This window comes from Embleya scabrispora (assembly GCF_002024165.1).
GTDB classification, from domain to species: domain Bacteria; phylum Actinomycetota; class Actinomycetes; order Streptomycetales; family Streptomycetaceae; genus Embleya; species Embleya scabrispora_A.
Genome location: NZ_MWQN01000001.1, coordinates 230,693 through 251,166, shown reverse-complemented (window position 1 = coordinate 251,166; position 20,474 = coordinate 230,693). Strand labels below are relative to the sequence as shown.

18 protein-coding genes are annotated in these 20,474 nt (G+C 73.5%); 8 read left to right on the top strand and 10 right to left on the bottom strand.

Going from position 1 to position 20,474, the window contains the following annotated elements:
* Positions 1–1,623, top strand: a complete 1,623-nt coding sequence (locus B4N89_RS01135) for an amylo-alpha-1,6-glucosidase (protein WP_078973996.1) — start codon at positions 1–3, stop codon at positions 1,621–1,623.
* A 72-nt stretch (positions 1,624–1,695) separates the two neighbouring features.
* On the opposite strand, the gene B4N89_RS01130 is transcribed toward B4N89_RS01135, so the two are convergent.
* The gene (locus B4N89_RS01130; protein WP_078973995.1) at positions 1,696–2,349 is read right to left on the bottom strand and encodes a hypothetical protein; all 654 of its coding nucleotides are present in this window, start codon (positions 2,347–2,349) and stop codon (positions 1,696–1,698) included.
* 12 nt (positions 2,350–2,361) lie between these two features.
* Complete coding sequence (locus B4N89_RS01125) at positions 2,362–2,937, bottom strand: hypothetical protein (protein WP_078973994.1); 576 nt, start codon at positions 2,935–2,937, stop codon at positions 2,362–2,364.
* 231 nt (positions 2,938–3,168) lie between these two features.
* Between B4N89_RS01125 and B4N89_RS01120 the strand changes: the two genes are divergently transcribed.
* Entirely contained in the window at positions 3,169–5,889 is a 2,721-nt protein-coding gene (locus B4N89_RS01120; RefSeq protein WP_078973993.1) for a helix-turn-helix transcriptional regulator, read from the top strand.
* A gap of 26 nt (positions 5,890–5,915) precedes the next feature.
* Here B4N89_RS01120 and B4N89_RS01115 read toward each other — a convergent pair whose 3' ends face one another.
* The gene (locus B4N89_RS01115; RefSeq protein ID WP_078979029.1) at positions 5,916–6,980 is read right to left on the bottom strand and encodes an ATP-dependent DNA ligase; all 1,065 of its coding nucleotides are present in this window, start codon (positions 6,978–6,980) and stop codon (positions 5,916–5,918) included.
* Between the two features lie 135 nt (positions 6,981–7,115).
* Here B4N89_RS01115 and ligD point away from each other — a divergent pair, with 135 nt between their 5' ends.
* Both ligD and B4N89_RS01105 read left to right on the top strand, forming a co-directional pair.
* A complete protein-coding gene (ligD, locus tag B4N89_RS01110) occupies positions 7,116–8,123 on the top strand; it encodes a non-homologous end-joining DNA ligase (protein WP_078973992.1) in 1,008 nt (335 codons plus the stop codon).
* Positions 8,124–8,217: 94 nt separating this feature from the next.
* Positions 8,218–8,805 (top strand): DoxX family protein, encoded by a 588-nt coding sequence (locus B4N89_RS01105; protein ID WP_078973991.1) that lies wholly within the window; start codon positions 8,218–8,220, stop codon positions 8,803–8,805.
* Between the two features lie 4 nt (positions 8,806–8,809).
* Here the strand turns inward: B4N89_RS01105 and B4N89_RS01100 are convergent, their stop codons facing one another.
* The 3 genes from B4N89_RS01100 to B4N89_RS01090 all read right to left on the bottom strand — a co-directional run bounded on the left by B4N89_RS01100 (position 8,810) and on the right by B4N89_RS01090 (position 11,423).
* Entirely contained in the window at positions 8,810–9,853 is a 1,044-nt protein-coding gene (locus B4N89_RS01100; protein WP_078973990.1) for a PHP domain-containing protein, read from the bottom strand.
* 59 nt (positions 9,854–9,912) lie between these two features.
* Complete coding sequence (locus B4N89_RS01095) at positions 9,913–10,101, bottom strand: DUF1059 domain-containing protein (RefSeq protein WP_078973989.1); 189 nt, start codon at positions 10,099–10,101, stop codon at positions 9,913–9,915.
* Positions 10,102–10,181: 80 nt separating this feature from the next.
* The gene (locus B4N89_RS01090) at positions 10,182–11,423 is read right to left on the bottom strand and encodes an MFS transporter (RefSeq protein WP_101896964.1); all 1,242 of its coding nucleotides are present in this window, start codon (positions 11,421–11,423) and stop codon (positions 10,182–10,184) included.
* 91 nt (positions 11,424–11,514) lie between these two features.
* Here B4N89_RS01090 and B4N89_RS01085 point away from each other — a divergent pair, with 91 nt between their 5' ends.
* Positions 11,515–12,126: a TetR/AcrR family transcriptional regulator gene (locus B4N89_RS01085; RefSeq protein WP_078973987.1), complete on the top strand. Its 612-nt coding sequence runs from the start codon at positions 11,515–11,517 to the stop codon at positions 12,124–12,126.
* Positions 12,127–12,159: 33 nt separating this feature from the next.
* Here the strand turns inward: B4N89_RS01085 and B4N89_RS01080 are convergent, their stop codons facing one another.
* The 3 genes from B4N89_RS01080 to B4N89_RS01070 all read right to left on the bottom strand — a co-directional run bounded on the left by B4N89_RS01080 (position 12,160) and on the right by B4N89_RS01070 (position 15,140).
* Complete coding sequence (locus B4N89_RS01080) at positions 12,160–12,573, bottom strand: CAP domain-containing protein (protein ID WP_078973986.1); 414 nt, start codon at positions 12,571–12,573, stop codon at positions 12,160–12,162.
* Between the two features lie 24 nt (positions 12,574–12,597).
* Positions 12,598–14,172 carry a glycerol-3-phosphate dehydrogenase/oxidase gene (locus tag B4N89_RS01075; protein ID WP_101896963.1) on the bottom strand — a complete coding sequence of 525 codons (1,575 nt, stop codon included), beginning with the start codon at positions 14,170–14,172 and terminating at the stop codon, positions 12,598–12,600.
* Between the two features lie 200 nt (positions 14,173–14,372).
* Positions 14,373–15,140 carry an IclR family transcriptional regulator gene (locus B4N89_RS01070; protein ID WP_078973984.1) on the bottom strand — a complete coding sequence of 256 codons (768 nt, stop codon included), beginning with the start codon at positions 15,138–15,140 and terminating at the stop codon, positions 14,373–14,375.
* Between the two features lie 401 nt (positions 15,141–15,541).
* Here B4N89_RS01070 and B4N89_RS01065 point away from each other — a divergent pair, with 401 nt between their 5' ends.
* Positions 15,542–16,252 carry an MIP/aquaporin family protein gene (locus tag B4N89_RS01065; RefSeq protein ID WP_078973983.1) on the top strand — a complete coding sequence of 237 codons (711 nt, stop codon included), beginning with the start codon at positions 15,542–15,544 and terminating at the stop codon, positions 16,250–16,252.
* A gap of 59 nt (positions 16,253–16,311) precedes the next feature.
* On the top strand, positions 16,312–17,838 hold the full coding sequence (glpK, locus tag B4N89_RS01060; RefSeq protein WP_078973982.1) for a glycerol kinase GlpK: 1,527 nt from the start codon (positions 16,312–16,314) through the stop codon (positions 17,836–17,838).
* Positions 17,839–18,008: 170 nt separating this feature from the next.
* Here the strand turns inward: glpK and B4N89_RS01055 are convergent, their stop codons facing one another.
* Positions 18,009–19,265 carry an alpha/beta hydrolase gene (locus B4N89_RS01055; protein ID WP_078973981.1) on the bottom strand — a complete coding sequence of 419 codons (1,257 nt, stop codon included), beginning with the start codon at positions 19,263–19,265 and terminating at the stop codon, positions 18,009–18,011.
* A 181-nt stretch (positions 19,266–19,446) separates the two neighbouring features.
* On the opposite strand from B4N89_RS01055, the gene B4N89_RS01050 reads away from it, so the two are divergent.
* The gene (locus B4N89_RS01050; protein WP_078973980.1) at positions 19,447–20,436 is read left to right on the top strand and encodes an ArsR/SmtB family transcription factor; all 990 of its coding nucleotides are present in this window, start codon (positions 19,447–19,449) and stop codon (positions 20,434–20,436) included.
* Positions 20,437–20,474: the final 38 nt, after the last annotated feature.

Sequence of the window (20,474 nt, the reverse complement as noted above, 5' to 3'; positions counted from 1 at the left end):
ATGCCCACGCCCCTACTCGACCTGGTGGCGCTGGACCTGCGTGAACGCCCGTTCACCGACCGGGGATCGCGCCTGCTCGTACTCGCCGCGGACGACGGCGACCTGTGGGTCGCCCGGTCCGAGTACGAGACGCGGCTGACCGAGACGACCGTGCTCACCGCGCTGCGGATCCGCGCGGCCGACGGCGCGGCGCTGCCGATCCGGGCCGCGCGCCCGGACCGGATCGCCTTCGCGGGCGGGGTACACCTGGCCTTCGCCGACGCCGACACCCTCGTGCTCACCGGCACCGGCGCGCGGGCCGAATGGCTCGACGCGGACGGCATCGCGCACGGCGCCGCGATCGACGGGCGGCTGGTGCTGGTCGGCAAGGACGCGCCGGACGCGCCGACCGTCCTGGGCGCGGCCCGCGCGCGCTGGACGACCTGGTTCGAGCGCATGCCGGCCGTGCGCGCCGACCTGCGCGAGCGGGCGGCGCTCGCCTGGTGGACGCTCGGGATCAACCTGCTGCCGATTCGGCACGCGGGCGGGCGCGAGGGCCTGGTCCCGTCCCGCTTCGGCTACGTCGGAGTGTGGAACTGGGACGCGTACTTCCACGCCATCGCGCTGCGCCACGGTGATGCCGAACTGGCCCGTGACCAGATCCGGATCCTGCTCGCCCACCAGCGCCCCGACGGGCTGATCCCCGACGTCGTGCACGACGAGGGCGTGCTGGCCGAGACCACCGACCTGCCCCGCTCCGACCGGGCCCGGCTGGCCGAGCACGTCGGCAGCGCCCTGGGGGAGGAGGAGGCCGCCGCCGCGTCGAATGCCTCGGCGGGCGAGGTGGTCCCGGTGACCAAGCCGCCGCTGACCGCGTGGGCGGTGTGGAAGATCCACCGGGCCGCCCCCGACCTCGACTTCCTGGCCGAGGTCTACGAGCCGCTCGCGCGCTCCCAGCAGTGGTGGCTCACCTCCTCCGACCCCGACGGGGACGGCCTGGCCGAATACCTGCACCCGTACTCCAGCGGCCTGGACGACAGCCCCGTCTGGGACTACGGCCCGCGTGCCGAACCGCCGGACCTGAACTCCTACCTGGCGCTCCAGTTCGACGTCCTCGGCGACATCGCCGAGGCGCTCGGCCGGGCGGACGAGGCCGCCGACTGGCGCGAACGCGCCGCCGCGCACACCGAGTTGCTGATCGCGCGCCGCTGGGACGGCGAGCGCTTCGGCACCGTCTCGGCGGGCCGCGCGGTGGCCACCCGCACCCCGCTGGAACTGCTGCCGCTGCTTACCGGCCGGCTGCCGCGCGCCATCGCCGACCGACTGGTCGCCGACCTGCGCTCGGCAAGCTTTTGGGGCGAACGCCCGGTGCCCACCGTCGCGTTCGACGACCCGGACTTCGACCCCGACGCGATGTGGCGCGGGCCGGTCTGGCTCAACGTCAACTACCTGCTGATCGAGGGCCTGCGCCGATCCGGATACCCGGACGTGGCCGACGAGTTGACCGAGCGCACGGTGCGGATGGTGGCCGAGGGCGGGGGCCTGTACGAGTACTGGAACCCGCTCACCGGCGCCCGAGCCGGCCGGGCCACCTCCGGCTTCGGCTGGTCCAGCGCCCTGTTCGTGGACCTGGCCCGCACCTGAGCCCGACGGCTTCCCGCGCGGGTGGGCGCGGGAAGCCGTCGGCGTGCCGGGATCGATCGATCGCACGATCGGTCAGACGTTGTGGATCCGGAAGCGGGAGATCGTGTAGTCGGTGGGGTCGCTCGTGTCGTGGACCCAGGCGAGCGAAACCCTGAACGTGTCGTCGACCTGGCCGAAGTTGAACACCAGGTGGCCCTGTTCGTTGCCGTTGAGCGCCGAGACGTCCAACCCCGTGGTGGCTCCCGGCGCCACCGTGCTCTCCGTGATGGTCGCCTTGCCGTCGAGGTCGCCGCTGTGCGTGGTGGTGCCCTCGTACAACAACTGCTCGCCGCGATAGTCCAGAGTGCCGTCCGCGTTCGGCCGGACCGCGATCCTGGTCTCCAGCCGAACCTCGCCCCCGCAGAAGCTGTCCCGGCGACTGGTGGTCCACTGCCCGACCGGTGCCTGCAGGTCGTACCAAAAGTAGTCGCCGCCGCTGCCCTCGCAACGGGTGTAACCATTGCCTCCCTCGTGGTCGTACAGGTTCAGCCAGCCCTCCAGGGCGACGTGTCGGTAGACCACCGGAGTGGTCGGACCGCCGCCCGTGCCACCGCCACCGCCACCCGGCTCACAGTCCTCGCAGCGCTGCGCCGACGCGGAGCCGACGGTGAGTGCGCCGAGGACCAGCGTGGTGCTCGCGGCGAGTGTCGCGGCCCTGCGCGTCCGGCGCCACAGCGTGTTGCGCATGTGTTCGACCCCCTATGCGTTGGTGAAGGTGACGGAGGAGCTGCCGTAGTCGCTCGCACCCGCTTCCTCGCTGAGTACCGAGACCTGCCTGGCGGCGGAACCGCCCGCCGCGAGGGTCGGCAGGATCGCGCTGCCCTCGCCGTCGAGATCCCGGGTCCGATAATCCGTCCCCTCGAACAACTTCACCCGCAGCACGGCCTGCATCGTCCCGTCGGTCGCCGGGAAGACGTCCATGTACGTCTCCACCCGCACCTCGCCGCCGCAGAAGCTGTCCCGCCGGCTCACCGTCCACTGCCCGATGGGGGCGGCCAGTTCGTAGGTGAACGCGTCGGAGCAGAACTTGTCGTCGTTGAACATGCCCTCGGCGTCCTTCATCGCGACGGAGCCGGTCAGTGTGACGTGCCGCGTGGGCACGTTCGGGCCGGTGCCGCCACCGGTGCCTCCGCCGCCGGTACCACCACCGCCACCGCCCGGTTCGCAGTCCTGGCACCGTTCCGCCGACGCCGTGCCGACCGTGACCGTGCCGGCCGCGAGCACGGTGATCAGTGCCAGCGGCGCCAGTCGACGGCGCAACCGCCTGGTGTTCATGATCGTGTCCCCCCTCCGAGGGCGGACCGTCCCCTCGGCCCGCCCGTTGCCCGGCCCACTCTTCCCCGGCTCGGCGGGGCGGCACAGAGTGGCCCGTTACTCCATCGCGCGCCCTGCGGTACTCCATCGGGCCGTGCGTTCGTGCACCTCCGCGTCGACCGCCGCCCCGGCGAACCCGCGTGGCAGCGGCGCGGGACTGGCATGCTGCCGGGATCGCCGTAGGGGGGCACGATGGGGAACGCACCGGGGATAGCGCCGGCGCACGCACGTTTGCCGTTCGTGGGTCGGGACGCGGAACTGGCCGAACTCGACCGGGCGCTACGCGCGTCGGCCTGCGTCGGCGTCGTGGTCACCGGTGCGGGCGGGATCGGCAGGAGTCGACTCGTGGAGGAATTCCTGGCCGGCGTGACGGGGAAGGGGGCGCCCGGTGGATCCGCGCGAGCGGCCCGCGCAGACCGCGCCCGACACGTCGTTCGCGTACGGGCCACGCGTGCGTCGACCTCCGTGGCCCTGTCGGCGCTGACCCCGCTGCTGCCCGGCGGGGCCCGCCCGGAGACGCCCGGCGCGTTCTTCGCGCTGGTGCGCGAGCACCTGGCCGCCCGCCGGGCGGCCGGCGAACGCCGCACCGTCGTCGCCGTGGACGACGTGCACCTGCTGGACGCGACCTCCTCGGCCCTGCTCGCGCTGTTGTTGGCCGAGGAGGCGGCCTTCGTGCTCGCCACGCTGCCCGACGGCGTGGACTGGCCCGACCCGCTGCGCGCGTGGTGGCGGCGCGGCGCGGTGCGACACCTGCCGCTGCTCGCGCTGGACCCGGAGCGCGCCCGGGCCCTGCTCGCCGCCGCGCTGGACGCGCCGATCGCCGGCCTGGCCGCCCGGGCGCTGTGGACCGCGGGCCACGGCAACCCTCTGCACATGCGCGAGGCATTGCGCGCCGCGATCGCCGACGACCGCGTCGGGCCGGTGCACGGGGTCTGGTGTCTGAAGCGGCCCCTGGCCGACACCCTCGACGGAGTCTCCTTCGACGCGCGCATCGACCGGCTGTCGCCCGATCGGCGCGCCCTGCTCGAACTGCTCGCGCTGTGCGGTCCGATCGGGCTGCGCGACGTGCCGGCGGAGACGACGGCGGAGGTGTTGGCCGACTTGGAGGAGCGGCGACTGCTCGACCTGCGCCGGTACGACCGCCGCGAGCGCCTGGCCCTCGCGCAGCCCGCCCACGGACCCGTGCTGCGTGCCGGGGTGGGCCGACTGCGGGCTCGCGCACTGCTGTTGGGCCAGGTCGCGCGGGTCCGCGCGCACGGGGCCCATCGGGTCGGCGACCATCTCGACCTGGCCCGCTGGGAGTTGGCCGCCACCGGAACCGCCGACCCCGAACTCCTGCTGCGCGGCGCCGAGGAGGCCCTGGGTACGGGCGACGTGGACACCATGTGCCGACTGGCCCGCGCGGCCCTGCGACACGGGCCGAACGCGCGGGCCGGGGTCCTGCTCGGCGAAGCGCTCGGACAGCGGGGCGCGTTCGCCGAGGGCATTCCCGTGCTTGAGGAGGCGTTCGCCGCGGCCGGGCGGGCGGAGGTGCACTCGGTCGCCCTGACCCTGGCCGTCCACCACTTCTACGGCCCCGGCGACCTCCCCCGGGCGTTGGCCGTGCTGCGCGAGGCCGCGCACCGGGCCGGCCCCTCGCCCGCGCTGTCCGCGTGGACCTCGATCATCCTGGGCGCGACCGGCCGGGTCGAGCAGGCCCGCGCGGCCCTCGCCGCCGTCGCCCTCGCCGAGGACCGGGCCTCGCCGGAACTGGTGCTGTACCTCCAGGCCAGGCTGCGCGTCGAACTCGCGACCTCACGGCCCCTGGACGCGATCCGCACGGCCCGCACCGCACACGCCGCGCACCGTGAACTGACCGACCGCACCGAGGTGTTCTATCCGGCCCGCAGTGCCTACCTGCTCGCCTGGGCGCTCCTCGAAGCGGGCCCGCTCGACGCCGCCGAGCAGGTCCTCGAGGAGAACCTGGACGAGTTGCTGCGGGCACCGGTGCCGGCTCTGGTCGTCTGGTTCGGGTGGGTGCACGGCCGGATCGCCCTGGAACGCGGTCGGGTACGACAGGCCGCCTCGCTGTTCGCCGAGGCCCGGGCCCAGGCCCATGTACAGGGTCACGGCTTCGCCGAACACCGCGCCCTCGCGGGCCTGGTGCTGGCCCACGCGTACGCCGGCCACGTCGGGCCCGAGGCGGCGCACCTCGCGGACACCGTCGCCGCCGCCGACCCCGCGCTGTGCGGATGGGACACCCTGCGCGCGCACGCCTGGGCACTGCGCTGCCGGGGGCACGCGGACCAGGCCCACGCGCTCCTGCGCGACACCGCCGGGACCGCCCACCTCCGCGGGAACTCGACCGGCGCCCGCGTGCTCGAACACGACCTGGTCCGCTGGGGCGACCCGGCCGCGGCGCGCCGACTGGCCGCGATGACCGACCGGGCCCAGGGCGCCCACGAGGCGGCCCGCACGGCACACGCCCGTGCGGTCGTCGACGCCGACCCCGTCGCGCTGGACGCGGCCTCCGACGCGTGGGCCGCGCTCGGCGCGACACTGCTCGCCGCCGAATGCCTGGCCGAGGCCGCCCGACTGCGGCGCGCCGGGCACCGGCCGAACCGGGAGGCGGCGGCGCGGCGTGCCCAGGCGCGAGCCCTGCTCCTGGTGACGCGGTGCGAGGGTGCCGCCACTCCGGGCCTGGTGTCCCTGTCCGCCGCCGGGGCGCTCAGCGCGCGGGAACACCAGATCGCGCTGATGGCCGCCGACGGGCACACCAGCAGGGAGATCGCCCGGCAGTGCGGCCTGTCGATCCGCACCGTCGACAACACGCTGGGCCGGGCCTACCGCAAGACGGGCGTCCGCGACCGCCAGGGCCTGCGCTCGATCCTGACGACCGCGCGGGAGGACCCCGACGAGCGGGCCGCGGGGTAGGCCGCTTCGGGATCCACACGCGAGCGCTATCGGGCGCCGAGCACGTCGGCCAGGTCGTAGCGGGTCGGCTCGGCGAGTTGTTCGTAGGTGCACTCGGCCGGGTCCTTGTCGGTACGCCACCGGCGAAAGCGCGTGGTGTGCCGGAAGCGGTCGCCCTGGACGTGGTCGTAGGCCACCTCGCAGACCGACTCCGGCCGCAGCGGCACCCAGTCCGAGAGCCGGCCGCCCGACCAGCGGGTGACCGCGCCCGGCAACCGGTCGGCCTCGTGCGCCTCGGCCTCGGCCCAATGCGCCCACGGGTGCCCGGTCGGGTCGGTCATCCGGTACGGCGCCAACTCCTCGACCAACTCGGCCCGCCGGGCCGCGGTGAACGCCGCGCTCACCCCCACGTGCTGAAGCCGACCCCGGTCGTCGTACAGCCCGAGCAGCAGCGAACCCACCACCGGACCCGACTTGTGCTCGCGGTATCCGGCCACCACGCAGTCCGCGGTGCGCTCGTGCTTGATCTTGACCATCGCCCGCTCGTCCGGCAGGTACGGACCGGCCGGGTCCTTGGCCACGATCCCGTCCAGGCCGGCGCCCTCGAAGCGGTCGAACCAGTCCCGCGCCACGGCCGGGTCGGTGGTGGCCGGCGCGACGTGGATCGGCGGCACCGCGTCGGCGAGCGCCGCCTCCAAAGCGGCCCGCCGTTCGGTCAGCGGGCGGGTCAGATACGACTGGTCGCCGAGCGCCAGCAGGTCGAACGCCACGAAGGAGGCCGGCGTGGTCTCGGCCAGATGCCGAACGCGCGAGGCGGCCGGATGGATCCGGTCCTGGAGCCGATCGAAGTCGAGCCGCCCGTCCAGCGCGATGACCAACTCCCCGTCCAGCACGCAGCGCGGCGGAAGCAGCCGCAGCGCCGCCTCGACCACGTCGGGGAAGTAGCGATCCAGCGGCTTGGTGTTGCGGCTGCCGATCAGCACCTCGTCGCCGTCCCGGAAGACGATCGCCCGAAACCCGTCCCATTTGGCCTCGTAGTGCAGGCCGGGGGGAATCCGCGCGGCGGCCTTGGCGAGCATCGGCTTGACCGGGGGCATCACGGGAAGGCGCATGCGGCCCAGTGTGCGCGGGGCCCGGAGCGGTCGCCTCCGCAGCGGTCGGCGGACCGGAGCCACCGGGTCGAAACCCGGCCGGACGCGGGCAGCGTCAAAGCGGACGAAAGTGTACGAATCCGCCTACTCTGAGGCATGAGCGAGGCCGAGGAATTCGAGATCGACGGCAGATCCGTCCGGGTGAGCAGCGTCGACAAGGTCTACTACCCCGAGCGCGGATTCACCAAGGGCGACCTGGTCCGCTACCTGATCGCGGTCGGTGGCGGCATGCTCCGGGGCCTGCGCGACCGGCCCACCACGTTGCAACGCTTCGTGCACGGCGTCACGGGCGAGTCGTTCTTCCAGAAGCGGGTGCCCAAGAACCTGCCCGAATGGATCCCCACCGCCCGGATCACCTTCCCCAGCGGCCGGTTCGCCGACGAGATGGCCCCCGACACCGTGGCCGCGCTGGTCTGGGCGGCCAACCTCGGCACCCTGACCTTCCACCCCTGGCCGGTCCGCCGCACCGACACCGAACACCCCGACGAACTGCGCATCGACCTGGACCCGCAACCCGGCACCGACTTCGCCGACGCGATCCACGCCGCACACGCGATGCGCGAGGTGCTGGACGAGTACGGACTGACCGCCTGGCCGAAGACCTCCGGCGGTCGCGGCCTGCACCTGTACGTGCCGATCCGCCCCGACCGGCAGTTCACCGAGGTACGGCGCGCGGTGATCGCGCTGGCCCGCGAACTGGAGGCGCGGATGCCCGATCGGGTGACCACCGCCTGGTGGAAGGAGGAGCGCGGCGAGCGCATCTTCGTCGACTACAACCAGATGGCCCGCGACCGCACCATCGCCGCCGCCTACTCGCCGCGCCCCACCGTCCGGGCGACCGTCTCCGCGCCGCTGACCTGGGACGAGGTGGACGACGCGCACCCCGACGACTTCGACCTGGGCAGCATGCCGGCGCGCTACGCCCGCCTCGGCGACGTGCACGCGGACATGGCGGAGCACGCCTTCGACCTGCGCCCGGTCCTCGAACTGGCCGACCGCCAGGCCCGGGACCACGGCGTCGGCGACCTGCCGTACCCGCCGGATCACCCCAAGATGCCGGGCGAGCCGCCTCGGGTACAGCCCAGCCGGGCACGCGAACACTGAAGCCGGCCGTCCCCCCGACGGCGCAGCAGCGCCGGCGGGGGCGTCGGCGGCGAGCCGACACTGGGGGGACCCACCCCCAGGAAAGGCCCTTCCCATGTTCCTGTCGCTCCCCGCCCGGCTGGTGAGGCGTACCCGGCTGTCGGTTCGCAAGGACGTAGGCCTGCTGGCGCTGCGCGTCGGCACCGGCGGTGTCCTGTTCGCGCACGGCGCGCAGAAGTTGTTCGGCTGGTTCGGCGGTCACGGTCTGAGCGGCACCGGCTCGGCGATGGAAGGCATGGGCTTTCGCCCGGGTCGGCAGAGCGCGCTGGCGGCCGGGCTGGGCGAGGCCGGCGGCGGTGTACTGCTCGCGCTCGGCCTGGCCACCCCGGCGGCCGGGGCGGCGGCGGCCGGCGCGATGGCCGGCGCGGTCTCGGTGCACGCGCCCGCCGGGTTCTTCGCCCAGTCGGGCGGCTTCGAGTATCCGGCCTTCCTGGGCTTCGTCGCGGCCGGGATCGGGCTCGCCGGGCCCGGGCGGTTCTCCGTCGACCACGCGACCTGCCACGTGCTGGACCGGCCGTGGGTGGTGGGCCTCGCGTTCACCGGCAGCGCCGCGGCGGCGGCCGCGGTGATCGGGCGGCGCCAGGCGGCCACCCGGGAGCAGGGCGACGCGGATTCCGGGTCGGACGCGGACGCGGGGGAGTAGCGGGTCAGTCCCCCGCCGGGCGCGTCCAGGCGAGCAGTCGGTCCACCGGCCATGTGGTGATCACCCGTTCCGCCGGTACCTCGCACTCCTCGGCCCGGGCGCAGCCGTGCGCCTGCCAGTCGAGTTGGCCGGGGGCGTGAGCGTCGGTGTCGATGGAGAAGTACACGCCCGCGGCCAGCGCGCGGTGGATCAGTCGGGTCGGGGGGTCCCGGCGTTCGGGGCGGCAGTTGATCTCCACGGCGGTGTCCGACTCGGCACAGGCCGCGAACACCGCCTCGGCGTCGAAGGTGGACTCCGGGCGGCCCTTGCCCTGGATGAGCCGGCCCGTACAGTGCCCCAGCACGTTCACCCGGGGGTTGCGGACGGCGGTCAGCAGGCGGTGGGTCATCGCGGGGGCGTCCATGCGCAGTTTGGAGTGCACCGAGGCGACGACCACGTCGAGGCGGGCCAGGAGTTCGGGTTCCTGGTCCAGCGAACCGTCGTCGAGGATGTCGCACTCGATGCCGGTGAGCAGGCGGAACGGGGCCAGTTCGGTGGCGAGTTCGGCGACCACGTCGAGTTGCGCGCGCAGCCGGTCCGCGGTCAGCCCCCGGGCCACGGTCAGCCGGGGCGAGTGGTCGGTGAGCACGCTCCACTCGTGGCCCAGGTCCCGTGCGGTACGGGCCATCACGTCGATCGGGCTGCCGCCGTCGGACCAGTCCGAGTGCATGTGGCAATCGCCGCGTTGGGCGGCGAGCAGCGCGGCGCCGGCGGTGGGCAGCGGCGACGGACGGGCCTCCAGGTCGGCGAGATAGCCCGGGACGCGGCCGGCCTGCGCCTGCTCGATCACGTCCGCCGTCTTGGGGCCGATGCCCTTGAGCTCGCCCAGCGTGTGTCGGGCGACCCGGGTGCGCAGCTCCGCCGGATCGAGTTCGGCGATCACCGCGGACGCGGTGCGGAAGGCCTTGACCCGGTACGTGGGCGCCTGGTCGCGTTCGAGGAGGAAGGCGATGCGATCCAGCGCGGCCACGGGGTCCGGCGCGGATGGGGTCGTGTGGTGTGGGGGCATGGGTGGACTGTGGCCGCGCGGGGCGGCGGTAAACCGGCGGGCCGCTTCCCCGGGGGCGGTCAGCGGCCGGGTTCCTCGTCCTTGAGGGACTTGCGGATCTCCTCGCGGAGTTCGGGATTGTCGGTGTGGCCGTGCACCGCCTGGGCGTGCTGGGCGGCGGCCACGACGACCTCTTCTTCCTTGCCGGCGATGGTGAGAGTGCAATTCGATTCGCTGGGGAAGTCCCGGCAGTCGACGACCTTGCGCATGGCGTCCTCCCGGACGGCTCGTCCCCGAGTTTCCGAGGGCCATGGCCCCGGGTGCGGTGGCACGAGGCCATGGTCCAATTTTAGGACGTTTCGCGGGCTTTTCGGGTCATGATCGAGCCAAGCGCGGAGGCCAGGGCGATGGCGATCACGGCGCTCGCGTAGATGTCGGCGGTGCGGCTCAGGCCGAGCGGGGACACCGCCATGCCGGCGGCCACGGCCGGGAGGCTGAAGGCCAGGTAGTTGACCGTGTACACGGTGGCGAACAACTCGGCCCGGCGGCTCGGTTCGGCCAGTCCGGCGAGGATTCCGAAGGCGCCGAGGAAGGCGCTGCCGAAGCCGAGGCCCGCGATCACGGTGCCGACGAAGAACAGCGCCACGGAGCCGGTGTGCAGGGCGACCAGGGTGATCCCGAGGCCGAATGCGAGGGTCAGCGAGCCGCCGGTCATCAGGACGGGTGAGCCGCGGCCGCCGAGCACGATCGACGCGGTCGCGGTCGCGATCATCAGGGCGAAGACGACCAGGCCGCCGATCAGGTGGCTGCGCACGCCCAGGATGCCAGCGGCGAGCGACGGGCCGAGGGACAGGTACAGGCCGGCGACCGCCCAGGTGGCGACCAGGGTCGGGACGACGGCGAGGAACCGGCCCCGGGCACCGGCCGGGACGCCGACCCGGGGGCGCAGCGAGGCCAGCGCGCCGGGGTGCGGCCGGGCGGTCTCCGGCGTCACCGCGACGGCGACGATGCCGATCAGGAACAGCACACCGAGGATCACGAAGACCAGTGCGCGAGGCGCGGGGGCGTACTCCACCAGCAGGCCCGAGCCGAGGGCGCCGGCGCCGAGCCCGATGCCGGGGCCCGCGCTGTTGACCAGGGTGGCCAGACCCGGGCGGCGGCCGGACTGGAGGTCCATCACGCCGGCGCTGATCGCGCCCGTGGCCGCGCCGGTGGCCAGGCCCTGTACCGCGCGGGCGGCGAGCAGCCACGGGACTCCGTCGGCGACCACGAACAGCGCCATCGCGACGGCCTCGGCGGCGAGCGCGGCGATCAGTACCGGGCGGCGGCCGACGTGGTCGGACAGTGCGCCGACCACCATCAGCGCGATCAGCAGCGCCAGCGCGTAGAGCGCGAAGACCACGGTCAGGGTGGTCGCGGAGAAGTGCCATCGGGATTGGTAGACGACGTAGAGCGGGGACGGTGCCGCCGCGGCGCACATGAACGCGAACAGGATTGCGGCGAGCGTCCAGAACGCGGCGCGGTGGGATATGCGCCCGGGTGTCGGAGCGGTCTGTGGGTGCGACCGGGTCGCGGGTGCGGCGGTTGTCACGAGGATCCCCTAAAGCAAAAGACTTGGCTTTAGGGTGAGGTTAACCATAGGGATGGCCCTATAGCAAAACTCTTTGCATTAAGATGACCTCATGAACGCAGCCCCGGACCGGGTACCAGGTCCCAGCCGACCGGGCGGTCGCAGCGCCCGGGTGCAGGCCGCGGTGCATCGGGCGGCCACCGAACTGGTCTGCGAACTCGGCGCCGATCGGGTGACCATGCCCGCCGTCGCGGCTCGGGCGGGGGTCAACCCGACCACGGTGTACCGGCGTTGGGGCACGGTGGCCGGGCTGTTGGCGGACGTGGCGCTGGTCCGGCACGACACCGACCGGCCGCCCGAGCCCACCGGCGCGCTGGACGAGGACCTGGCCGGCTACGCGGCGTGGGCGCTGGCCGACTTCTCCCGGCCGGGCGGCATCGCGTTCTTCCGGGCCGAGGTGGCGCCCGACCCCGACGACCGGCGGGCCGGGCTGGCGAGGTGCCTGGACCGATGCGCCGTGCGGATCGACGCGCTGTTGGCCAAGGCGGCCGAGCGCGGCCGGGTGGTGCCCACTCGGCAACAGGTCATCGATCGCATCATCGCCCCGCTGTACTTCCGGGTGGTCTTCTCGATCCCGCACACGGACGAGGCGTACGCGCGGGCGCTGGCGGCCGACCTCCTCGACCACCCGGACTTCCGGCCGGGGCGCGCCGCGACGGGGTGAGTCGGGGCGGTCGGATCTCGCGGGGCCGGGGGCTCAGCCGTCGGCGAACTCGTGCACGCCCCACCCGCCGCTCTCGTCGTGGAAGATGCCGATGCCCGCCTCGGTGTGCGCGGGGTCGGTCCGGTTGCGGTGGTGGCCGGGGCTGTGCCGCCGCATGTCCTGGAACTTCTCGGCCGCCCGGCGGGCGGCCGGGGCCGGGTCGCCCCACATGACGATGTTCCCGGCCACCGCGGTATGCCGGCCGGTGACCAGCGAGTTGGCCCCGCGAGCTGAATGGGCGAAGCCGTTGCGGCGCATGTGCTCGGCCCGGGTGCGGGCGAAGGCGCCCGGGTCGGCGCTCGCGCGCAGCGGCGGCAGGCCGACCTTCGCCCGTTCGATGTTGAGCAGTTCCGGCGACATCGCCTCGGCGTCGGTGATCGACTGCGAGGGCGGGCGGTTGCCGCGCACGGTGGGGTCGGCCCCGGACGCGGATCAGTGTGGCCTGGTCGCCAACAGGTCCTCGACCCGGGCCCGCACCTCGGGGGTGTCCAGGCCGCGGATGGTCACCGTGGTCCGCCGGCGCAGCACGTCGTCCACCGTCATCGCCCACTCGTGGTCGCGGGCGTAGGCGGCCTGGGCCCAGATGTCCGGCCCGTCCGGGTGGATGCGCTCGCCGAGGGAGCGGTCGGCGCGCACCATCGCGGCCAGGTCGTAGGCCAGGTTGCCGTAGTGCGAGGCCAGGTGCCGGGCCACCGCCGGATCGACGCCGTCCTCGGCGCCGGCCTCGCCGAGCAGTCGGTGGGCCACCGCCTCGGGGTTGGCCGAACCCGGCAGCGCCACCCGACGCAGCGGAGTGGCCATGTCCTGCTCCAGCGCCACCACGCCGGCCTTGGCCAGCTTGTCCATCACGGTGCGGCCGATGTGCCGGTAGGTGGTCCACTTGCCGCCCGCCACCGACAGCATGCCGCCGCGCCCCTCGCTGACCACCGTCTCGCGCTTGGCCTCGCTGGTGGCGCCGGCCCCGCCCGGGAGCACCCGCAGGCCGGCGAAGGCGTAGGTGATGTCCTCGCGGCGCAGTTGGTCCGGGTCGACGGCGTTGCCCGCCTCGTCCAGGATCTGCGCGATGTCGGCCTCGGTCGGCGAGACCTTGCCGGGATCGCCCTCGTACGCCTCGTCGGTGGTGCCGAGCAGCAGGTGCTCCTCCCACGGGATGGCGAAGGACACCCGGTACTTGTCGATCGGGATGGTCAACGCCGCGCGCCACGGCTGCTGTTGGCGCAGGACGAGGTGTACGCCCTTGGACAGCCGGATGCTCGGCTCGGCGGCGGGGTCCTCCATCCGGCGCAGGTGGTCCACCCACGGGCCGGTGGCGTTGAGCACGACGCGCGCGTTCACCCCGAACTCGGCGCCGTCGAGGCGGTCGCGCAGTTCGGCGCCGGTGACCCGGCCGCCGGCGTCCTTGCGCAGGGCGACCACCTCGGCGTGGTTGAGCACCGTCGCGCCCGCCTCGACCGCGGCGCGGACGGTGGTCACCGCGACCCGGCTGTCGTTCATCTGGTGGTCGCCGTACACCGCGGCGCGGCGCAGGCCCTCCTTGCGCAGGGCCGGGACCAGTTCGAGCGCGTTGTCGGGGCCGATCACCTTGCCCATGCCATCGCCGAACGCGGACAGGGCCGAGTAGAGGAAGACGCCGGCGCCCAGTTTGGCCGAGCCGTGCGGGCCGTCCTTGTAGACCGGGACCAGGAAGGACAGCGGGCGCACCAGGTGCGGGGCGACGTCGCGGGCCAGGGTGCGGCGTTCGCGGTGGTTCTCGGCGACCAGCTTGAGGTTGCCGGTCTGGAGGTAGCGCAGGCCGCCGTGGACCAGCTTGGAGGACGCCGACGAGGTGGCGCCGGCGAAGTCGCCGGCGTCGACCATGGCCACTCGGAGGCCGGTCTGGGCCGCGGTCCAGGCCACCGCCGTGCCGAGGATGCCGCCGCCGATGACGAGCAGGTCGTGGGTGCCGCGCGAGAGTTCGGCCCGGCTGTGGGCGCGTGCGGGGACGGTCGGATCCGTGGCGGTGCTCATCACGCGTCTCATTTCCACTCGGCCGGCTACTACGGTGCGGGCGGGACGGGTCCCGAACCCAACCTATGCGGTCGGCATTGTCGAACGCCGAACGACAGTTTTCCGGCCGGGCCGGGCAGCGTCAAGTACAGCCGGCCGAAACGGCGCACCGAACGGGCGCGCCGAAGCCGGGTCGCGCCGCGCGGGCCGTGCGCGCCGGCTCAGTAGGGGAAGGACGCGCCGAGGTCGCGCGAGATGGCGCGCGCCGCGTCGCGGACCGCGGCGACGAGGGTGGGTCGCGGGGCGCCGTCGGCGACGATGCGCTCGACGGCGCCGCTGATGCCCACCGCGCCCACCGGGGTGCCGCGTCGGTCGCGGATCGGGGCGGCGATGCCGGCCAGGCCCAGGACCGACTCCTCGACGTCGCCCGCCCAACCGCGTTCGCGCACCGTGACGCTCTCCGCGTCCATCGCGGCCGGGTCGGTGATCGTGCGGGCGGTGAAGGCGACCGCGTCGGTCTCGTCCAACTCCGCGCGCGCGGCCGGATCGAGGGCGAGCAGAACCTTGCCCCACGCGGTGGAATGCAGCGGCAGCATGGCGCCTATCTCCAGCACCTGGCGGCTGTCGTCCGGCCGGAAGACGTGGTGGATCACCAGCACGCCGCCCTTGTGCAACACGCCGATGCGCACACTCTCCCCGGTGCCGCGGGCCAGATCGTCCGCCCAGACCAGGGCCCGGGCGCGCAACTCGTGCACGTCCAGGTAGGAACTGCTCAGCCGCAGCAGTTCGGCGCCGAGCTGGTACTTGCCGCTCTTGGGGTCCTGCTCCACGAACCCCTCCTGGTGGAGCGTGCGCAGGATGCCGTGCGCGGTGCCCTTCGCCAGCCCCAGCGTGGTCGCGACCTCGCTCAGGCCGAAGCGCCGTTCGCCGCCGGCGAGCAACCGCAGGATCGCCGCTGCGCGTTCCAGCGACTGGATGGGACCGGGCATACCGACTCCTCCGTCGAAGATCAGGTTGGCAATGTAGAACAGCGGTCGTGAACATGCCGGCCGGGTCCGGGCCCGCCCCGTGCGCCGCGGCACCCGTCGCTCGGGCCGGAGACGAGATGTTCACCGACTCTTGACGGCGGCGCAACCCGCAGAGAACACTGCCGGACAGCGGTCGTCAATGTCGAATACCAGTCGAATATCAGTGGCATACCCGTCGAGGACCGGTCGAGTACCGGCCCCGATCACCAGTCGTAGTCATCCCGCAGACCGAACCGGGACGGCCGATCCGCTGTGACCGGCACGCTCCCGGAGGCGCGCCGTGTCCCGTCCGGCGCCGCGTCCCATTCCGGCGTCGCATCCCGCCGCCGGCCAACCGGTGTCATTCACGAAGGGGCTCAGGAATGACGAACGGCGACATCTTCGTCGGCGAGACCTTGGGTACATCCATTCTGGTGCTGCTGGGCGTCGGCGTGTGCGCCGCGGTGACGCTCAACCGGTCCAAGGCACAGCACGCCGGCTGGTTGGCGATCACCTTCGGCTGGGGCTTCGCGGTTCTGGCCGGCGCGTATGCGAGCGTGTCCCTGTCCGGTGCGCATCTCAATCCCGCGGTCACGCTCGGGATCGCGGTCAAGACGGGGGAGTGGGACAAGGTGCCGCTGTATCTGGCCGGGCAGTTCACCGGGGCGGTGATCGGCGCCGTGCTGGCCTGGGCGACCTACCTCGGGCAGTTCCGCGAACACGGCGAGCCGGTACTCGGGGTGTTCGCCACCTCGCCGGAGATCCGCCACCCGATCCAGAACGTGATCACCGAGACGATCGCCACCATGGTGCTGGTCATCGTCATCCTCACCCAGGGCCTGACCGACGGGCTCGCGCTGTCCGGCACCGGCGTACTGATCACCGCGCTCCTGGTGGTCGGCATCGGGCTGTCCCTGGGCGGCCCGACCGGCTACGCGATCAACCCGGTCCGCGACCTCGGGCCGCGCCTGGCCCACTCGTTCCTGCCGATCCCCGGCAAGGGCGGCTCGGACTGGTCCTACGCGTGGGTGCCGGTGGTCGGCCCGACGCTGGGCGGGCTCGCGGCCGGCGGCCTGTACCGTCTCGCCTTCTGACCCCGACCCCATCCCGCCCCACCCCGACTCCCACGCTCGGATCCTTCGGAAGAGGAGCCATGTCCGACACGTACATCGCCGCGATCGACCAGGGCACCACGTCCAGCCGCTGCATCATCTTCGGCGCCGACGGCCGGATCGTCGCCGTCGACCAGCGCGAGCACCGGCAGATCTTCCCGCGCCCGGGGTGGGTCGAGCACGACGCCGCCGAGATCTGGAGCGTGGTGCAGGCGGTCGTCGCCGGCGCGCTGGACCGGGCCGGCCTGCGGCGGGACCAGATCCGCGCGCTCGGCATCACCAACCAGCGCGAGACGACCGTGCTGTGGGATCGCCATACCGGGGTCCCGGTGCACAACGCCATCGTGTGGCAGGACACCCGCACCGACGCGCTGTGTCGCGAACTGGGCGGCAACGTCGGCCAGGACCGCTTCCGGGTGGAGACCGGACTCCCGCTGGCGAGCTACTTCGCCGGCCCCAAGATCCGCTGGCTCCTCGACCACGTCGAGGGGCTGCGGGAGCGGGCCGAACGCGGCGACATCCTGTTCGGCACGATGGAGTCGTGGGTGGTGTGGAACCTCACCGGCGGCCCGGACGGCGGGGTGCACGTCACGGACGTCACCAACGCCTCGCGCACGATGCTGATGAACCTGGAGACGCTGGACTGGGACGACCGGATCCTGCGCGCGATGGACGTGCCGCGCTCGGTGCTGGCCGAGATCCGCTCCTCCGCCGAGGTGTACGGCACCGCGAAGGGCGTTCTGGAGGGCGTGCCCGTCGCCTCCGCGCTCGGCGACCAGCAGGCCGCGCTGTTCGGCCAGACCTGCTTCGAACCCGGCGAGGCCAAGAGCACCTACGGCACCGGGAGTTTCCTGCTGATCAACACGGGGCCGCGGATCGTGCAGTCGCACCACGGGCTGCTCAGCACGGTCGGCTACCGGCTGGGCAAGGACGCCCCCGTCTACGCGCTCGAAGGCTCGATCGCGGTCACCGGCTCTCTGGTGCAGTGGATGCGCGACCAGATGGGGCTGATCGCCACCGCGGCGGAGATCGAGACGCTGGCGCTGACCGTGGAGGACAACGGCGGCGCCTACTTCGTACCCGCCTTCTCCGGGCTGTTCGCGCCGTACTGGCGCTCGGACGCGCGCGGGGTGATCGCGGGGCTGACCGCCTACGTGAACAAGGGGCACATCGCCCGCGCCGTCCTGGAGGCTACCGCGTGGCAGACCCGGGAGGTGGTGGACGCGATGGAGCGCGACTCGGGCGTCGAGTTGGCCACGCTCAAGGTGGACGGCGGGATGACCGCCAACAACCTGCTCATGCAGACCATCGCGGACGTGCTCGACGCTCCCGTCGCCCGCCCGTTCGTGGCCGAGACCACCGCGCTCGGCGCCGCGTACGCCGCCGGCCTCGCGGTCGGCTACTGGCCCGACCTCGACTCGCTGCGGGCGAACTGGCACCGCGCGGCGGAGTGGACCTCGCGGATGGACGAGGCCACGCGCGAGCGCGGCTACCGCAACTGGCGCAAGGCGGTGGACCGGACGATGGACTGGGTCGAGGAGTCGGACGCCCGTCCCGGCAGGTCGTGAACGGCTTCCGATCGATCGCGGGGCAGTGAACGACCCGGGCCGGTGTGTGGCCGGCCCGGGCGTGGCGACCCCGGCGCGTGATCCGGCGCCGGGGTCGTCGCACCGACACGCCTCGGCGGGCCGGCAGGCGCCGGGCATCGGTGCGTCGGTGCGTCGGTGGACGTGCGGCGTCAGTGTGTCGGCAGGTGTCGGGCGAAGAACCCGTGCACGTATCGGCGGACCGTGGGGATCGAGCGGGTCGGGGCGATCGCGCCGATCAGCGTGTCGCGGTCGGCCGGCCTCATCAGACCCGACGCCACCAACCGGGGTGCGATGGCCGCGTAGTCGGTGAACACCGCGTGCGCGGCCGACCGCATCCGCAGCCGGGAAACCCGATGGCGGGAGTGGGCGATCAGCGCCGACCAGGAACGCTCCAACACGGCGTGCTCCGGGAAGCCGTCGGTGTCGATCAGCAACAGCGGCCGATCGGCCCCGTCGCGGGCGATCGGGTACAACTCGCCCACCCGTCCGGGCACCCGGGGCGGGTGGTCCAGATAGCCCTCCATGTTGATCGCGGCCGAGATGCGGTGATCCTCGGCCATCGTCTCGGCCGCGGTGGTGCCGCCCGCCGAGTGGCCGTACACACCCACCCGTCGCGGATCCAACACCCGGTGCAGATCCGCCGGGAGCGGGCGTCCGGTCGGGTCCGGGTTGCCGCCGGCGGCAAGCACCGTCACCTGGTCCAGGACGAACTTCGTGTCCGCGATCCGCGTGTCGATCATCGTGTCGGCGATCGTGGGATCGTTGCGGGGGTCGAACCGGAACACCGTCCACCGCACCCGGTCCCGCCCCGTCAGGTCGACCGGGAACTCGACCACCGCGGCGTCCCCCGGATGATCCATGGCCACCACCACGTAGCCCCGGCCGGCCAGTTCCTCGGCGAGCGCGGTACCCATCCCGCGCGGATCGCCGCCGCCGGGGCTGTACAGCAGCACGGGACGCCGCGTGGTCTGCGCGGGCGCGTCGACGTGGGAGTGGGTGCGGGTGGCCGCCCAGTCCACCCCCGTCGACGGCAACTGCGGATGGCTCAGCGGACCCGCCTCGGCGAACTCCCGCGCGGCGGCCGCGGGCAGCTGCGGCGCGAGGGTCCGACCGGCCACTCCGCGCGCCGGGTAGTACACGGTGACCATCACCTCCCGGACCGCGATCGGCTCCCACGGGTCGGTCCGGGACCGGTCGACCAGATACAGCGTGGTGGTGCCGACCGGGTGCGGGCCGGTCGGCGCGGGCAGTCGCAGCCGGCCGGGCACCGACGGGTCCGCGCCGCCCGACCGTGCCCGCGCGGGTCGGGCCCGGACCACGCCGCCCGCGAAGAGCAGCGCGGCGGCCGGTATCGCCGCCCCGAGGATGCTTCGCCGACCGATCGTGGGACCTGCTTCGTGCACCATGGATCCTCCTCGTCTCGCCCCGCCCGGGTCGCCCGGAGCACCCGGTGACCCGCACCCTTGCGGCTTCGGCGAGCTTCTGGCCGAATACGGGGCAGGACCCGAAGGTTGGCATCCGGCGGCGGCCGCACACGAGGTTTGCGGCCGAGGCCGAAAGGATGGCGCCGCACCGACAGGAGGGGTAATGCTCCGGATCCGATTCACCGCCGCGGACTTCGGCCGGATCAGGTTCGCGCCGCGACCCGCCCCGCTGCTGGAGCTGAACGTGGCGCTGACGCGGATGTTCCGCCCGGACGACGCGCTCCTGCTCGGCACCTGGCGGCAACGCCTGCTCCGCGCCCTGCCGGCGGCGGCCGAGCCGTTCGGGGACCTGGTGCCGGGTCCGGTGGCACCGCATTTCCTCGACGAGTTCGCCGACTCGCTGACCGAGGGCCTGGACACGATGCGCGCCACCCGTCCCGAGGAGGTGCGGGCCGAACTGGAACGGGTCTACGCCCCGCACCCGACCGCCGCCCCGGCGTGGATCCGCGATCTGCACCGCGGCGACGAGCACTCCTGGCGGATCCTGCGTCGGGCCCAACTCGGGGCCTACGAGGCGGTGTTGGCCCCGGTGTGGTCCGTGGTCCAGGACCTGCACCGGGCCGAGTTCACCCGCCACGCCCTGGGCATGGCCGAACACGGCCTCGGCCCGACCCTCGCCGACCTCGTCTCCGGCAGCCGGCTGCGCGAGGACGTCTGGGAAGTCGCCGGTCCCACCGCCCGGGAGATCCCGCTGCGCGGGCGCGGCCTGCTGCTCCAGCCCATCTTCCACTGGAGCGGACATCCGTTGATCTCCGACCTGCCCGACCGCCCGGTGGCCGTCACCTACCCCGCCGGCCCCGGCCTGCCGCCGACTCCCACCGGCCCGGCCGACACCGCCGACGCCCTCGCGGCGGTGCTAGGCCGAACCCGAACCGACATCCTGTGCCTGCTGGCCGCCGGACACACCACCGGCGACCTCGCCCGCCGGCTGCGGCTGAGCAACGCCACCGTCTCCGAACATACCGCGGCCCTCCGCGCCGCCGGCCTGATCACCACCACCCGCATCGGTCGCGCGGTCCGCCACGAACGCACGCCGATCGGAACGCTGTTGATCGGCCGGCACGGTCTGCAAAGCGTTGACAGCCCCGGGTGACAGCGGTTTGGGTGGGCGGGTTGGTGTCCGTTTCGGGT

Excerpts from the sequence above, each read along its gene's own strand:
- B4N89_RS01135 (WP_078973996.1), top strand. The coding sequence starts at position 1 with ATGCCCACGCCCCTACTCGACCTGGTGGCGCTGGACCTGCGTGAACGC.
- B4N89_RS01130 (WP_078973995.1), bottom strand. The coding sequence starts at position 2,349 with ATGCGCAACACGCTGTGGCGCCGGACGCGCAGGGCCGCGACACTCGCC.
- B4N89_RS01125 (WP_078973994.1), bottom strand. The coding sequence starts at position 2,937 with ATGAACACCAGGCGGTTGCGCCGTCGACTGGCGCCGCTGGCACTGATC.
- B4N89_RS01120 (WP_078973993.1), top strand. The coding sequence starts at position 3,169 with ATGGGGAACGCACCGGGGATAGCGCCGGCGCACGCACGTTTGCCGTTC.
- B4N89_RS01115 (WP_078979029.1), bottom strand. The coding sequence starts at position 6,980 with ATGCGCCTTCCCGTGATGCCCCCGGTCAAGCCGATGCTCGCCAAGGCC.
- ligD (WP_078973992.1), top strand. The coding sequence starts at position 7,116 with ATGAGCGAGGCCGAGGAATTCGAGATCGACGGCAGATCCGTCCGGGTG.
- B4N89_RS01105 (WP_078973991.1), top strand. The coding sequence starts at position 8,218 with ATGTTCCTGTCGCTCCCCGCCCGGCTGGTGAGGCGTACCCGGCTGTCG.
- B4N89_RS01100 (WP_078973990.1), bottom strand. The coding sequence starts at position 9,853 with ATGCCCCCACACCACACGACCCCATCCGCGCCGGACCCCGTGGCCGCG.
- B4N89_RS01095 (WP_078973989.1), bottom strand. The coding sequence starts at position 10,101 with ATGCGCAAGGTCGTCGACTGCCGGGACTTCCCCAGCGAATCGAATTGC.
- B4N89_RS01085 (WP_078973987.1), top strand. The coding sequence starts at position 11,515 with ATGAACGCAGCCCCGGACCGGGTACCAGGTCCCAGCCGACCGGGCGGT.
- B4N89_RS01075 (WP_101896963.1), bottom strand. The coding sequence starts at position 14,172 with ATGAGCACCGCCACGGATCCGACCGTCCCCGCACGCGCCCACAGCCGG.
- B4N89_RS01070 (WP_078973984.1), bottom strand. The coding sequence starts at position 15,140 with ATGCCCGGTCCCATCCAGTCGCTGGAACGCGCAGCGGCGATCCTGCGG.
- B4N89_RS01065 (WP_078973983.1), top strand. The coding sequence starts at position 15,542 with ATGACGAACGGCGACATCTTCGTCGGCGAGACCTTGGGTACATCCATT.
- glpK (WP_078973982.1), top strand. The coding sequence starts at position 16,312 with ATGTCCGACACGTACATCGCCGCGATCGACCAGGGCACCACGTCCAGC.
- B4N89_RS01055 (WP_078973981.1), bottom strand. The coding sequence starts at position 19,265 with ATGGTGCACGAAGCAGGTCCCACGATCGGTCGGCGAAGCATCCTCGGG.
- B4N89_RS01050 (WP_078973980.1), top strand. The coding sequence starts at position 19,447 with ATGCTCCGGATCCGATTCACCGCCGCGGACTTCGGCCGGATCAGGTTC.